Below are 14,443 nucleotides of genomic sequence, written 5' to 3'. Positions count from 1 at the left end.
TAGAAAAAATCAAAGGGGCGAGAAGATGAAATTTTGGAAATTACACGGAATAGGAAATGACTTTGTAGCAATAGATGGAAGAGAAGATGGTATAGATCCAGCAGATTACGGAGATTATGCTAAAAGAGCATGTCACAGAAAATTTTCTGTAGGGGCAGATGGTCTATTAGTCGTAAAAAATTCAGATGTTGCAGACGTTGAGATGGTTTATTATAATTCAGACGGTTCTCGCGCTGCTATGTGTGGAAATGGTCTTAGATGCTTCGTAAAATTTGTTTACGATAACAATATAGTAAAAAAAGATGAATTTGATGTGTACACATTAGACGGAGTTAAAAAAGTAAAATTAAACTTAAAAGACGGAGAAATTGAAACTATAAGAGTAAATATGGGTGGTGGAAGTTTTTTAGCAAAGGACGTTCCTGTAGATACTCCAGCTGAAAAATTTATAGAACAAAAGATAGACGTACTTGATAGAGAGTACACAGTTACATCAATGCTTATGGGAGTTCCTCATACAGTTATATTTGTAGACAAATTAGATATGGACGAGGTTCAAAAATACGGAGCAGCGATTGAAAGACATCAAGTATTTCCTCAAAAAACTAACGTAAACTTTGTACAAATAGTTGACGATAAAAACATACTAGTAAAGACATTTGAAAGAGGCTGTGGATATACTTTTGGCTGTGGAACAGGTATGACTGCATCAGTCGTTATAAGCAACTACCTTGGAAAAGTAGGAGAAAGTGTAAATGTAACTTCTGAAGGTGGAAGTGTAAAAATAGATTTAGAAGATGGATTTGCATATATGACAGGTCCAGCTGTAAAAATATGTGAAGGAAACTTGGAGGTATAATATGGCAATTAGTATGACTGGATTTGGAAGAGGCGAGGTAAAAAATGACAACTATCAATTTTTGGTAGAATGTAAGACTATCAATCATAGATATTGCGATATAAATATGCGTCTTCCTAGAAAAATCAACTTTTTGGAGGATAAAGCTAGAAATTTTATCAAAGATTTTATAAAAAGAGGAAGAGTTGATTTATATGTAAAGCTTGACTTAATAGGTTCAGAAGATGTAAACTTAAAGTTCGATGAAAACTTAGCGAGTCAATATATAAACATATTAAAAACTATTAGAGATAAATACGAATTAACTGATGATATATCAGTTATGAATGTAGCTAAGTTTCCTGATATAGTAAAGACAGAAGAAAAAGAAGAAGACGAAGATGAAATGTGGGCAATGTTTAAAGATGCTTTAGAAATAGCTCTTAATAAGCTTGTCGAAATGAGAGTAGCTGAAGGTAAAAAATTGGAAGAGGATACTCTAAAAAGATGTGATATACTATCAGATTATATAAATCAAATCGAAAAATTATCTGACACAGTAGTTGAAGATTACAGAGATAAATTAAACACTAGAATAAAGGAATTATTAGAAAATCCAAATGAAATAGACGAAAATAGAATGGCACAGGAAGTAGCTATATACGCAGATAAAAGCTCTATAACTGAGGAAATAGTAAGATTTAATTCTCATATAGTTCAGCTTAGAAACACAGTAGTAAAGGACGATTCAGTAGGAAGAAAGATGGATTTCCTTATCCAAGAGATGAATAGAGAAATAAACACTATGGGATCAAAATCTTCTGATATAAACATCACTAACTTAGTAGTTGAAGTAAAAAGCGAATTAGAAAAAATTAGAGAACAAATTCAAAATATAGAATAGTATTTATACATAGCAATAGAGAAAGGAAGATATAATAATGATTAAGAAAAAAGGATTATTATTAGTTGTTTCTGGTCCATCAGGTGCAGGTAAAGGAACTGTTTGTAAAGAATTGATAAAAAGAAATCCTGATTTTAAGCTTTCAGTATCTGCTACTACTAGAGCTCCTAGAGAAGGAGAAGTAGATGGAGAAAGTTATTTCTTTCTAACTAGAGAGAAATTTAAAGAAATGATAGGTCAAGGTGGATTTTTAGAATATGCACAAATTTACAGCAATTTCTATGGAACTCCTAAAGGACCTGTAATGAAGTACTTAGAAGAAGGTAGCGATGTTATATTAGAAATCGAGATGCAAGGTGCTAGACAAGTAAAAGATATGTACCCAGAAGCAGTACTTATATTTGTACTACCTCCTTCACTTGAAGAGCTTAAGAAGAGACTTACATCTAGAGGTACAGAAACTGAAGAACAAGTAAACGAAAGACTTAGTACTTCTTTTGAAGAAATAAAACAAATAAAAGACTACGATTACTTTGTATTCAATGAAAACAACAAGACGACAGAAGCTGCTATAGCTATAGAAAATATAATTGTAGCAGAAAAAAATAAAGCTAGAAGATATGAAAATGCAATTATAAAAAAATTTGAGGAGGAATTATAAAATGATAAAACCATCAATAAACGACGTATTAGAAAAAATAAGTAACAGATATTATTTAGTTGGGACTGTGGCTAAGAGAGCAAGAGAAATAGTTGACGGTTCTGAAATATACGTAGAAAACAAACAAGGTGAAAATAAACCAGTTTGTATAGCAACTGAAGAAGTAGCTGAAGAAAAAATAACTTATAGATTATTAACACCAGAAGAAATAGAACAAAAAGAATTAGAGCATCATCTAGAACAAGAAAAACAACAAAAAGAATTAGAACAAGACTAATAGCTACTGCTTGGGAAGATGATTTAATAAATTACAATTAATAAGGAGAAAAATATGCTAAAAGGTAAGACTGTTGTAATAGGCGTAAGTGGCGGAATTGCAGTGTACAAGGTCTGTGATGTTGTCAGCAGACTTAAAAAATTAAATGCCGACGTACATGTTATTATGACAAAGAGCGCTTGTGAATTTGTAGGGCCTCTTACATTTCAAACATTGAGCCAAAATTATGTAGTAAGCGATATGTTTGAAGATCCAAAGACATGGGATGTTGAGCATATAGCCCTTGCCAAAAAAGCTGATTTATTCTTAGTTGCACCAGCGACTGCAAATGTCATAGGTAAAATAGCAAATGGTATTTGTGATGATATGCTTACAACTACAATTGCGGCTACAAAGGCAAAAGTGCTTATAGCACCAGCTATGAATACTAATATGTATGAAAACCCATTAGTTCAAAAAAATATATCTATACTTAAAGAGCATGGATATAAATTTATAGATCCAGAAAGTGGAAGATTAGCTTGTGGAGATATCGGAAGTGGAAAGCTAGCATCACCAGAGGTAATAGTTGAAAACGTAGAAGCTCTATTAAATTATGAACAGGATTTAGTAGGCAGAAAAATAATAATAACAGCAGGACCTACAATAGAAAGCTTAGACCCTGTTAGATATTTGACTAATCGCTCAAGTGGTAAGATGGGTTATGCTATAGCTAAGGTTGCAGCTGCTAGAGGAGCTGAAGTTACTTTAGTATCAGGAAAGACAAGCTTAAAGCCATCATCTAATATAAAGAAGGTTATAAATATAACATCAGCAGAGGATATGTATCAAGCAGTTATTTCTAACTTAGACGAAAATGATGTAGTAATAAAAAGTGCTGCAGTTGCAGATTATAAGCCAAAGGAATACAGCGACAAAAAAATCAAGAAAAAAGATGGAGATTTAGTTATAGAATTAGATAGAAATAAGGATATCGCCTATGAAATTGGTAAAATTAAAAAAGACAAGATATTAGTAGGCTTTGCAGCTGAAACTAACGACTTGATAGAAAATGCAAAGGGCAAAATTGCAAAGAAAAATATGGATTTCATAGTTGCAAATAACTTAAAGGAAAGTGGTGCAGGCTTTGGCACTGATACAAATGTAGTAAGCATCATAGAGAAGGATGGAAGTATGACAAAATACCCTATGATGACTAAGGAAGAGGTTGCATCTGTAATTTTAGATAAGATTAAATCTTTATTGGACAATAAATAAGCTCAAGGGGAAATCATATGATTTCCTCTTTTAGTAATGAAAACAAATGAAAGGAGTACGAGGATGGAGAAGTATGCAAAGGTTGTAGTCAAAAATAACAGTCAATATACAGATAATTTATTTACATATCAGATACCAAAATTTTTATTAGACGAAATAAGCCTTGGACATAGAGTTCTTGTACCCTTTGGAAAAGGAGATAAGCCTATAGAGGCGTATGTTTTTAATATAACTGACAATAACGACGAAAATATAGAAACTAAGTGTATTTACGATGTACTGGATGAAAAGCCGATTTTGAAGAGAGAGGATTTGGAGTTAATTCATTGGATGAAAAATAGATATCTATGTACATATATGGATTGTATAAATTTAATTATTCCCAAGGGATATAAGCTCAACAACTACAAGGTCGTCACAATAAGTCAGTCGCTTAAAGATATAGAGCCATATGAGCTCTACGATTTATGTGAAAAGCTAAGTGAAAGTAAAAAATTTGTGTTCCAAAAGGTCTTAGATAGCAAAGGCAAAATAAAATTAGAAAGATTAATAGATGAAAAAGTAAATGATTTAATCGATAGTTGTGAAAAGAAGGATAAGAAATCGTTGAAAAATCAAGTTACAAATAGCATCAATAGCCTACTATATAAGATGAAGGAAGAGTCCTTGATAGATTTAAAATGGGAATACAAAAGCATAAAAAATGAAATAAAAATATGTTATGTCTCTTTAAAGATGAATTATATAGATTTGATGCTCCATATAAAAGAACGAAAAATACGATTAGGTGATAAGCAAAGACAGGTTATAGAATTCCTGAAAAATAATCAAGATGTAGAGATAAACGATTTGATGGATTTATTAAATGTATCTAAAGCGAGCATCAAATCTCTAGAGGAAAAAAACTTAGTAGAATTTAAATACGATGATTTTTACAGAAGGGCCGAATCTAATTTAAATTACAAAAATAAAGACGTAGTTTTAAATGAAGAACAAAATCGAGCTATAGAAAAAATAACCGGTGAGATGTTCGATGAAAATAAAAAGCCTTATATGATCCACGGTGTGACAGGAAGTGGGAAAACCGAGGTATATAAGGAAATAATAGATTACGCCTTAAAGCAGGGGCTTGATAGTATTGTTTTAGTTCCAGAGATATCACTTACTCCACAGACTATAGCTAGATTTAAAAACAAGTTTAAGGATATAGTCGGAGTTTTCCATAGTAAGCTCTCTGAAGGAGAGAGACATGATGTATTTAGAGAGATAAAAAAAGGAAATATAAGAATCTTGATAGGAGCTAGATCAGCTATATTTGCGCCTTTTAACAGCTTGGGTGTAGTTATAGTGGACGAGTTTCACGAAAGCTCTTATAAATCTGAGAGCAACCCGAAGTTTTCAACTATAGAAGTCGGGAGATATTTAGTAAATAAGAGGAATATAACTCTTGTGATGGGCTCTGCGACGCCTTCAGTAGAGGAGTACTACAGAGCCAAAAACGACGAATATGAGCTTATAGAGCTCACAAAAAGAGCAAATAACAAACCGCTTCCTAAAATAGAAGTAGTCGATATGAAAGACGAATTAAAATGCGGAAATAGAAGCTTTTTGAGCAATAAATTGAGACTTCAGATAGAGGAAGAGATAAAAAATAAAAACCAAGTCATTCTATTTTTAAATAGAAGAGGATATTCGAGTTTTGTTTCGTGTAGAGAATGTGGATATGTTTTTAAATGTAAAAACTGCGATATCTCGTTGACATACCACAAAAGCCAAAATATAGCAAAATGTCACTACTGCGGATACGAAGCGCATATTCCTAAAACCTGTCCTGAATGTGGCAGTAAATACGTCAAGGAATTTGGTCTTGGAACTGAAAAAATCGAGGAAGAAATAAAAAATATGTTTGCTGGAATTAGAGTTTTGAGGATCGACAAGGATACAACTTCAAAGAAAAACGACCTTGAAAATATTTTAAATAAATTTCAAAATAGAGAGGCAGATATACTTGTAGGAACTCAGATGATAAGTAAGGGTCTCGACTTTAAGCATGTTACATTAGTTGGGATATTGTCTGCAGATATGATGCTCAACTTTCCTGATTTTAAGAGCTTCGAAAATACATTCCAGCTTGTTACACAGGTATCTGGTAGAGCCGGAAGATCTGAAAAGGAAGGAAAGGTAATACTTCAGACCTACAGCAGTGAAAGCAGTGTGATAAAGCGAATAGTAGACTACGATTTTAAGGGATTTTACGAGGACGAGATAAAAATCAGAAAGCTGTTTAACTACACTCCTTTCAACAACATGCTGAGTGTTGTAGTAAGTGGCAAAAGGGAGCTTCAGGTTAAGAAAAATATTTTTAATTTCTACAATACGCTTGTATATCTTTTAAAAGAACGTGGGATAAAGGATTTTAATTTTATCTTAGGACCTAACCCTTGCTCGATTTCGAGAATAAACTCTAATTATAGATGGCAAATATTATTTAAAGATGATAATATTGAAATAAATTTATTAAAGGGTATAATAAAATATATATGTATAACTAAGAGAGATATTGTATTTGAAAAAGAAGTTAACATATCAATAGATATTAATCCAAATAGTATTTTATAATGAATAGGAAATTTAAGATTTAGGAGGAATTAAAATGGCGTTAAGACAAATAGTGCAAATAGGAGAACCAGTTTTAAGAAAGAAATCTAAAGTAGTTACAGAAGTAAACGATAAAATAAGACAATTATTAGACGATATGGCAGATACTATGTACCATGCTGACGGTGTTGGACTTGCAGCTCCACAAGTTGGGATTCTTAAGAGAATGGTAGTAATTGATATCGGAGAAGGACTTATAGAGCTTATAAATCCAGAAATAATAGAAACAGAAGGTGAATATTTAGATAATGAAGGATGCTTAAGTGTTCCAGGAGAAAGTGGAGAAGTTGTAAGACCATATAGAGTAAAGGTTAAGGCTCAAAATAGAGAAGGTGAATGGTTTGAAATAGAAGGTGAAGAATTACTAGCAAGAGCCTTCTGCCATGAAATAGATCACCTAGACGGAATATTATATGTAGACAAAGTTGTAAAATAGGAGTTGATTTATTTGAAAATATTATTTATGGGGACACCAGATATCGCAAGTGGGTGTCTTGAAAAACTTATAGAAAAAAAATACGATGTAATAGGTGTAGTTACACAACCAGATAAACAAGTTGGTAGAGGTAAAAAAATAGTTTTTTCTCCAGTTAAACAGGTAGCGATAGAAAATAATTTACCAGTGTATCAACCAGTTAAAGCAAAGGAAGAATCATTTGTAAAGGAAATAAAGGATTTAAATCCAGATGTTATCGTAGTAGTAGCATATGGACAGCTTTTATCTAAAGAATTTTTAAATATACCAAAATATGGATGCGTAAATGTGCACGTATCACTGCTTCCAAAATACAGAGGAGCAGCTCCGATTAACTGGGTGATAATAAACGGTGAAGAAAAAACAGGCGTTTCAACTATGTTTATGGATGAAGGTCTAGATTCAGGAGATATAATTTTGCAAAGTGAATTCAAATTAGACGATGAAATCACAGCAGGAGAGCTTCACGACTGGATGACATTAGAGGGAAGTAAAGTACTTTGCGAGACTTTAGATTTAATAAAGGAAGGCAAAGCGCCTAGAACTCCTCAAAACCACGATGAGTTTTCTTATGCACCTATAATGGACAAAAATTTAGGACATGTGGATTTTTCAAAAACTGCTAAAGAAATACACAATTTAGTAAGAGGAGTAAACCCATGGCCAAGTGCATATACTACTTATATGGATAAAAAAATGAAGATTTGGAAAACTAAAGTACTAGATCAAAAAAGTACAAAGGAGCCTGGTATTATACTTAAAGTAGATAAAGAAGGTATAAAAGTAAGCACTAAGGACAAAGTAATCTTAATAACAGAAATACAAATGCCAAACAAAAAGAGAATGGAAGTCAAAGAATTTATAAAAGGAAATTCTTTGGAAGAAGGAACTGTACTTCAATAATAAATATTATGATGTATAACAGGAAATAGGGAGGACGTAATTATGTACTATAGATATGATCCAACATATATAATATTAATTCCGGCTATAATACTTACTCTGTATGCTCAATTTAAAGTAAGCTCAACTACAAATAAGTATTTTAGAGTTCGCACACAAAGAGGATATACAGGTGAACAAACTGCAAGAGAAATTTTAAATGCAAATGGAATTTACGATGTGAGAATTGAAATGATAGGTGGAACTTTAAGTGATCACTACGACCCTAGAAGTAGAGTTTTAAGACTATCGCAAGATGTATACAGAGGAACATCTATAACTTCTGTTGCTGTAGCAGCCCATGAATGTGGTCATGCTATTCAACATGCGAGAGGATATGCACCGCTTACTATAAGAGGGGCTATAGTTCCTGTGGTTAATTTTGCTTCAAATGCATCTTGGATTTTAATAATGGTAGGCTTATTTATGTCGTCTTTTAATTTCCTACTTAAAATAGGTATACTTCTATTTGCAGCTACAGTAGTATTCCAATTGGTGACTTTACCGGTTGAATTTAATGCTTCTAGTAGAGCTTTAGCTCAAATTGAAAGCTTAGGCATAGTAAGTCATGACGAAAGAAGAGAAAGTAGAAAAGTACTTAAGGCAGCAGCTTTGACTTATGTTGCAGCAGCAGCTACAGCAGTACTTCAATTATTACGATTAATTACAATTGCCAACAGAAGAGATGATTAGGCAAAAAATATGGTAATATAATAAGGGAGTGTTGCAGAGTGCGATTATCAAAAGTTTATTTTGTGACACGCCCTTAATTTGATTAAGGAGAAATTTTTTATGAAATCAAGAAATTTAGCTTATAAGGTTTTATTTGATATTGAGAAAAATCAAAACTACTCAAATATGGCTATAAATAAGCATTTTAAAGATTGTAATCTAGATGGTAGAGATAGAGGCTTTGCTACAGAAATCGTATACGGAGTTGTCGAAAATAAAATTTACCTAGATTATATAATAGATAAATTATCAAAAATAAAAACTAATAAATTAAATATAAAGGTCAAAATACTTCTTAGAATGGGAATATACCAAATTTTATTTTTAGATAGTGTATCAGATTACGCAGCAGTCAATGAAACTGTCAACCTAGCAAAAAAACTAGACAATAGATCTTCAGGATTTGTAAATGCAGTCTTGAGAAATGTAATAAGACAAAAGGACACTATTAAAGAGGTAAAAATAAAAGATACGGTGGACAATTTATCTACTAAATATTCATATGACAAATGGATAATTAGAAATTGGATAAGCCATTTTGGAAGAGAATTTACAGAGGATTTACTTGAGGCTAATAGCGAAAAGCCGAGTCTTTATTTAAGGATAAATACATTAAAAACGACTAGAGAGGAATTGATAAAATTACTAGAAGAGCAAGAAGTAAATTGCGAAAAAGTTCCTTTCTTAGAAGAGGCTATAAAAGTAAGTAACCTTAAAAATATAGAAAATAACGAGCTATACAAAAAAGGATTTTTTACAGTACAGGATGTAAGCTCTATGCTAGCTGCTAAGGTATTAAATCCTAAAGAAGATAGCCAGGTCCTAGATGTATGTAGTGCTCCAGGTGGAAAAACTACTCATATAGCTACACTTATGAACAACACTGGACATGTAGTGTCTAGAGATATATACGAGCACAAAATAAAATTAATACAAAGCTCAGTAAGACGTCTTGGATTAAAAAATGTAGATGTAGAATTATTCGACGCAACTAAATTAGACAAAGAGAGCGTAGATAAATTCGACTACGTGCTTGCAGATGTACCTTGCTCAGGCCTAGGAATAATAAGACGTAAGCCTGAAATCAAGTACAAACAAAAAGAAGAGGTCAAAGATCTTCCTAAACTACAAAAGGATATACTTCAAAATGCCTCTAAGTACGTGAAGGTAGGAGGAACCCTAGTCTACAGCACATGTACAGTTCAAGATAACGAAAACATAGAAATAGTAGAGAGCTTTTTACAAAGCAACAAGAGATTTGAATTCGACAAAATCGAAAATATAAATATAGACTTAGAAAATGAAGAAAAAGGCTATATAAAAATTTATCCAAATGTACACGGCATGGATGGATTCTTTATAGCTAAACTAAAGAGAGTAAGGTAGGTAAAAATATGGAAGATAAAAAAGTAGCCTTGAAAAACTTTACTGAAGAAGAATTAAAAGAATTTATGAAGGAAATAGGTGAAAAGCCGTTTAGAGGAAGTCAAGTTTTCTCGTGGATATACAAGGGAGCTAAAACCTTTGACGATATGAGAAATATTCCTAAGACTTTGAGAGAAAAATTAGAAAAAGTTTCCTATATAGGTAACCTAGATACTGAATTGGTGCTAAAATCTAAAGTAGATAAGACAAAAAAATATTTATTTTTACTAAACGATGGTAATATAATAGAATCAGTAATGATGGAATATGAAGACAGAGTTACAGCATGCATATCTAATCAAGTGGGATGTAGAATGGGATGCAAATTCTGTGCATCTACTATGGATGGACTTATCAGGAATTTAGAGCCTTGGGAAATTTTAGATCAAATAATGAAAATTCAAGAGGACACAGGAAAGAGAGTTTCTAATTTAGTCTTGATGGGAAGTGGAGAACCACTAGATAACTTCGAAAATACTAAGCAATTTTTAAAAATTGTAAATGAGAAAAATGGTCTAAACATAGGATATAGACATATAACTCTTTCGACTTGTGGTCTAATACCAAAGATGTATGAATTAGCAGATTTAAATATACCTATTAATTTAGCGTTATCTCTACATTCTCCTTTTGACGATAAGAGAGCTGAAATAATGCCAGTCGCAAAGAAATACAAAGTAAAGGATTTGATAAAGGCATGCCAAAACTATATAGACAAAACTAATAGAAGAGTAACTTTTGAATACTCTTTGATAAAAGGAGTAAATGATTCTAAGGCTGAATCTGATGAGCTTAGTAGACTTTTAAAGGGAATGCTATGCCATGTAAATTTAATTCCTATAAATAAAGTCGAGGAAAGGGACTTTGAAAGACCTGATAAAACTTATATTTATAAGTTTAGAGATGCATTAGAAAAAAATAATATACCAACTACTGTAAGAATTTCTATGGGTTCTGATATAGGAGGAGCTTGTGGACAATTGAGAAGAAAGCACAAGTAGAAGAAGGGGGTAACAATATGATTTTTAGTTTGGCGTCGGATATAGGAAAGGTTAGAAAAAATAACGAAGATTTTATAGATGCAAAAATCATATGCAAGGATGATAATACAAAAATAGGGATATTTGCTTTAGCTGATGGAATGGGTGGCCATAATAAAGGTGAAGTTGCTAGTTTAATGGCTGTAAATAGTATAATAGAATTTTTATCTCAAAATTTATCTCAAGCAGGAAGTATAAAAATAGATTATTTCGATGATGTTATAAAACAAGCGTATAACTATGCAAATTGTAAAATATATGAAAAATCTAAAGAAGATGAAGCTTTTTATGGAATGGGAACTACTTTAGTTACTGTAGTCATCTACAACGACGATATGTACGTTGCAAATGTTGGAGATAGCAGATGCTATATACTTAGAGAAGGTGATTTAAGACGTATAACGACAGATCACTCTGTAGTAGAGGATTTGGTCAAAATGCATATTATATCTGAAGAAGAAGCTATGACACATCCAATAAGAAATCATATAACTAGAGCCATGGGTACAGATGAGATGGTTATAGTAGATATATTTAGAGAAAAACTACAAATAAATGATAAAATTTTACTAGCTACTGATGGACTTACAGGATATGTTGTAGATGATAAAATAAAAGAGCTTTTATCAAGTGATGACGATTTAGATAAAGTAGCACAGCATTTAATAGATTTTGCGAATGAAACCGCAGGAAAAGATAATGTATCTGTAATAGTAATTGAAAAGAGTTAGGATGGTGAGAATGTGGAAGAAACAATTTTAGGTAATAGATATCAAATTATTAGAAAAATAGGCGATGGAGGTATGGCTTTTGTATATCAAGCTAAAGATAAGCTTTTAAATAGAATTGTGGCTGTCAAGGTTTTAAGACCAGAATTTGCAGACGATGAAGAATTTTTAGCTAAATTCAAAAGAGAAGCAGAAGCTGTTGCGAATATAACACATCCTAATATAGTAAATGTTTACGACGTAGGTCAAGAGGACAAAGTTCACTATATAGTAATGGAGTATGTAGATGGACAAAATTTAAAAGAGATAATAAAAAATGAAGGCGTTTTAGATGAATATACAGCTCTTGATATAACTAAGCAAATAGCTCAGGCTTTAAGTGCTGCTCATAAAAAGGGAGTTATTCATAGAGATATAAAGCCACATAATATATTGATCTCGAATGAAGGTAGACAGGTTAAGGTTGCTGATTTTGGTATAGCTAAGGCTGTTTCAAATTCAACAATTACGAATATAGGAAGCATAATAGGATCTGTACATTATTTTTCTCCAGAACAAGCTAAGGGACAACCAGTAGCAAAAAATGCCGACTTATATTCGCTAGGTATAGTGTTATATGAGATGATAATAGGGAGAGTCCCATTTAGAGGAGATAGCCCTATATCTATAGCGCTTCAACATATAAATGAAGATATTGAATTTACACAAGAGGAAAAGACTAGAATACCTCATAGTGTCAGAACTTTAATAAGTAAATTAACTGAAAAATCTCCAGAGGACAGATATCAAAGTGCAGAAGAAGTAATAGAAGATATAGAATACATAGAAAAAAATATAGACTTAGATTTTATAAAAGAGTACGATAATTATGTGACTCAAAAGATCGACCAAGATAAATTGCTTGCTAAATCTAAAAATTATCATCCAAATAAAAATAAAAAATATTACGAAGAAAATTTAGAAGACTATGAAGAAGAAGACGATGATGATTACGATGACTATTACGAAGAAGAAAAGCCTAAAAAGAAATCAAGCAAAAGTAATGTAAAGAAAAAAAGCAAAAAGAAAAAGAAATCAAGTAAAAAGGGAATAATTGGTTTATTAGCTTTAGTAGTAATTGTAGGCGCTTTATTTGCAGGAGCATCAGCTCTTAAAGGATTAGTTGGTTCTACAGGAACTAACAATCAAGATCAAGTTGAATCATTTGATGTTCCTAATTTTGTTGGATTATCTATAGATGATGCTAATAAACAAGCAAATGATTTAGGACTTAATTTACAACAATCAGAAGAATACAGTGCAGATGTTGAAAAAGGCCGTATAATATCACAAACTCCACAGACTGGAAAAGTAGAACCTGGAGATACTATAAATGTAGTTGTAAGCTTAGGTGGAAAAGAAGCTACTGTTCCAAACTGTATAGGATTTACTTATGAGAAAGCTAAAAAACTTATAGAAGATAATAATTTAAAAGTAGGTTCTAGAAGCTATCAATACAGTGAGTCTTACGAAGAAGGTGTAGTAATAACACAAAGTCCACTATCAGGAACAAGTGGAGTTCTTGAAAATACAAAGATTGATTTAGTCATAAGTAAGGGTAAAAAACCTCAAGAAAATAATACTAATAACGATAATGACAATAATAATGATGATAACAATAATAATGATGATAACAATAATGGCAATGACAACAATAATGGCGATGACAACAATAATAATGATGGTAACAATAATGACGATAACAACAATAATGAAGAGAGTAATGAGTAAGTTTAATTTGTATTAAAAAATTAAATTATTTAAATATTTAGGAGGGCTTTAATGATAGAAGGTAGGATAATAAAAGGTATTGGAGGTTTTTACTACGTAGAAACAAAAAATGGTCTTTATGAATGTAGAGCTAGGGGGATTTTTAGAAAAAATAAAATAACTCCTCTAGTTGGAGATCGTGTAAAAATTAGTATAGTAGATGAAGAAAATAAAAAAGGTGTAGTAGAAGAAATACAAAAGAGAGAAACAGAGCTTGTTAGACCTCCTATTGCCAATGTAAATAAGGCATTAATAGTATTTGCTGTTAAAAATCCAACACCTCATTTATCTTTATTAGATAGATTTATAGTTCTTGCAGAAAGAGAAAATCTAGAAATTGTAATAGTACTTACAAAAATAGATTTAGACGAAGACAATACTTTTGAAAAAATAAAGAATATCTACGAGCCTTGTGGATATAAAGTAATAGGCGTTAGTAATTTTGAAAAAATAAATATAGATAAGGTAAAGGAAGAGCTTAAAGATAATACAGTTGTATTTGCAGGACCATCAGGAGTAGGAAAATCAAGCCTACTAAACGAAATAGACAGCAACTTCAAATTAAAAACAGGCGATGTAAGTGACAAAATAAAAAGAGGTAGACATACAACTCGACATGCAGAGCTATTTGAATTAGAATTTGGAGGGCTTGTTGCAGATACACCTGGATTTAGTTCTTTGACACTTGACGATATAG

14 protein-coding genes are annotated in these 14,443 nt (G+C 31.8%); all 14 read left to right on the top strand.

Going from position 1 to position 14,443, the window contains the following annotated elements; all coding sequences use genetic code 11:
- Positions 1–25: 25 nt before the first annotated feature.
- The gene (gene dapF, locus SPD90_RS09925) at positions 26–859 is read left to right on the top strand and encodes a diaminopimelate epimerase (RefSeq protein ID WP_320623857.1); all 834 of its coding nucleotides are present in this window, start codon (positions 26–28) and stop codon (positions 857–859) included.
- 1 nt (position 860) lies between these two features.
- Positions 861–1,742 (top strand): YicC/YloC family endoribonuclease, encoded by an 882-nt coding sequence (locus SPD90_RS09920; protein WP_320623856.1) that lies wholly within the window; start codon positions 861–863, stop codon positions 1,740–1,742.
- A gap of 37 nt (positions 1,743–1,779) precedes the next feature.
- Entirely contained in the window at positions 1,780–2,403 is a 624-nt protein-coding gene (gene gmk / locus SPD90_RS09915) for a guanylate kinase (RefSeq protein ID WP_320623855.1), read from the top strand.
- A gap of 1 nt (position 2,404) precedes the next feature.
- A complete protein-coding gene (rpoZ, locus tag SPD90_RS09910) occupies positions 2,405–2,680 on the top strand; it encodes a DNA-directed RNA polymerase subunit omega (protein WP_320623854.1) in 276 nt (91 codons plus the stop codon).
- Positions 2,681–2,734: 54 nt separating this feature from the next.
- Positions 2,735–3,937, top strand: coding sequence for a bifunctional phosphopantothenoylcysteine decarboxylase/phosphopantothenate--cysteine ligase CoaBC (coaBC, locus tag SPD90_RS09905; protein WP_320925119.1), 1,203 nt, complete (start codon positions 2,735–2,737; stop codon positions 3,935–3,937).
- Positions 3,938–4,000: 63 nt separating this feature from the next.
- Positions 4,001–6,556 (top strand): primosomal protein N', encoded by a 2,556-nt coding sequence (gene priA, locus SPD90_RS09900; RefSeq protein WP_320925118.1) that lies wholly within the window; start codon positions 4,001–4,003, stop codon positions 6,554–6,556.
- Between the two features lie 34 nt (positions 6,557–6,590).
- Positions 6,591–7,031, top strand: coding sequence for a peptide deformylase (gene def, locus SPD90_RS09895; RefSeq protein ID WP_320623870.1), 441 nt, complete (start codon positions 6,591–6,593; stop codon positions 7,029–7,031).
- Between the two features lie 12 nt (positions 7,032–7,043).
- A complete protein-coding gene (fmt, locus tag SPD90_RS09890; RefSeq protein WP_320925117.1) occupies positions 7,044–7,973 on the top strand; it encodes a methionyl-tRNA formyltransferase in 930 nt (309 codons plus the stop codon).
- A 42-nt stretch (positions 7,974–8,015) separates the two neighbouring features.
- Positions 8,016–8,705, top strand: a complete 690-nt coding sequence (locus SPD90_RS09885) for a zinc metallopeptidase (protein WP_320925116.1) — start codon at positions 8,016–8,018, stop codon at positions 8,703–8,705.
- Between the two features lie 99 nt (positions 8,706–8,804).
- A complete protein-coding gene (gene rsmB / locus SPD90_RS09880; protein WP_320925115.1) occupies positions 8,805–10,130 on the top strand; it encodes a 16S rRNA (cytosine(967)-C(5))-methyltransferase RsmB in 1,326 nt (441 codons plus the stop codon).
- An 8-nt stretch (positions 10,131–10,138) separates the two neighbouring features.
- Positions 10,139–11,170 (top strand): 23S rRNA (adenine(2503)-C(2))-methyltransferase RlmN, encoded by a 1,032-nt coding sequence (gene rlmN / locus SPD90_RS09875; protein WP_320925114.1) that lies wholly within the window; start codon positions 10,139–10,141, stop codon positions 11,168–11,170.
- 17 nt (positions 11,171–11,187) lie between these two features.
- Entirely contained in the window at positions 11,188–11,940 is a 753-nt protein-coding gene (locus SPD90_RS09870; RefSeq protein ID WP_320624018.1) for a Stp1/IreP family PP2C-type Ser/Thr phosphatase, read from the top strand.
- 12 nt (positions 11,941–11,952) lie between these two features.
- Positions 11,953–13,707 (top strand): Stk1 family PASTA domain-containing Ser/Thr kinase, encoded by a 1,755-nt coding sequence (pknB, locus tag SPD90_RS09865; protein ID WP_320925113.1) that lies wholly within the window; start codon positions 11,953–11,955, stop codon positions 13,705–13,707.
- Between the two features lie 51 nt (positions 13,708–13,758).
- A partial coding sequence (gene rsgA / locus SPD90_RS09860; protein ID WP_320925112.1) for a ribosome small subunit-dependent GTPase A occupies positions 13,759–14,443 on the top strand: 685 nt, incomplete at its 3' end.

Source organism: Intestinibacter sp., assembly GCF_034113885.1.
In the GTDB taxonomy this organism is placed as follows: domain Bacteria; phylum Bacillota; class Clostridia; order Peptostreptococcales; family Peptostreptococcaceae; genus Intestinibacter.
The sequence above is the reverse complement of the archived record's forward strand: the minus strand, read 5'-3'. Positions and strand labels throughout refer to the sequence as shown.

Excerpts from the sequence above, each read along its gene's own strand:
- dapF (WP_320623857.1), top strand. The coding sequence starts at position 26 with ATGAAATTTTGGAAATTACACGGAATAGGAAATGACTTTGTAGCAATA.
- SPD90_RS09920 (WP_320623856.1), top strand. The coding sequence starts at position 861 with ATGGCAATTAGTATGACTGGATTTGGAAGAGGCGAGGTAAAAAATGAC.
- gmk (WP_320623855.1), top strand. The coding sequence starts at position 1,780 with ATGATTAAGAAAAAAGGATTATTATTAGTTGTTTCTGGTCCATCAGGT.
- rpoZ (WP_320623854.1), top strand. The coding sequence starts at position 2,405 with ATGATAAAACCATCAATAAACGACGTATTAGAAAAAATAAGTAACAGA.
- coaBC (WP_320925119.1), top strand. The coding sequence starts at position 2,735 with ATGCTAAAAGGTAAGACTGTTGTAATAGGCGTAAGTGGCGGAATTGCA.
- priA (WP_320925118.1), top strand. The coding sequence starts at position 4,001 with ATGGAGAAGTATGCAAAGGTTGTAGTCAAAAATAACAGTCAATATACA.
- def (WP_320623870.1), top strand. The coding sequence starts at position 6,591 with ATGGCGTTAAGACAAATAGTGCAAATAGGAGAACCAGTTTTAAGAAAG.
- SPD90_RS09885 (WP_320925116.1), top strand. The coding sequence starts at position 8,016 with ATGTACTATAGATATGATCCAACATATATAATATTAATTCCGGCTATA.
- rsmB (WP_320925115.1), top strand. The coding sequence starts at position 8,805 with ATGAAATCAAGAAATTTAGCTTATAAGGTTTTATTTGATATTGAGAAA.
- rlmN (WP_320925114.1), top strand. The coding sequence starts at position 10,139 with ATGGAAGATAAAAAAGTAGCCTTGAAAAACTTTACTGAAGAAGAATTA.
- SPD90_RS09870 (WP_320624018.1), top strand. The coding sequence starts at position 11,188 with ATGATTTTTAGTTTGGCGTCGGATATAGGAAAGGTTAGAAAAAATAAC.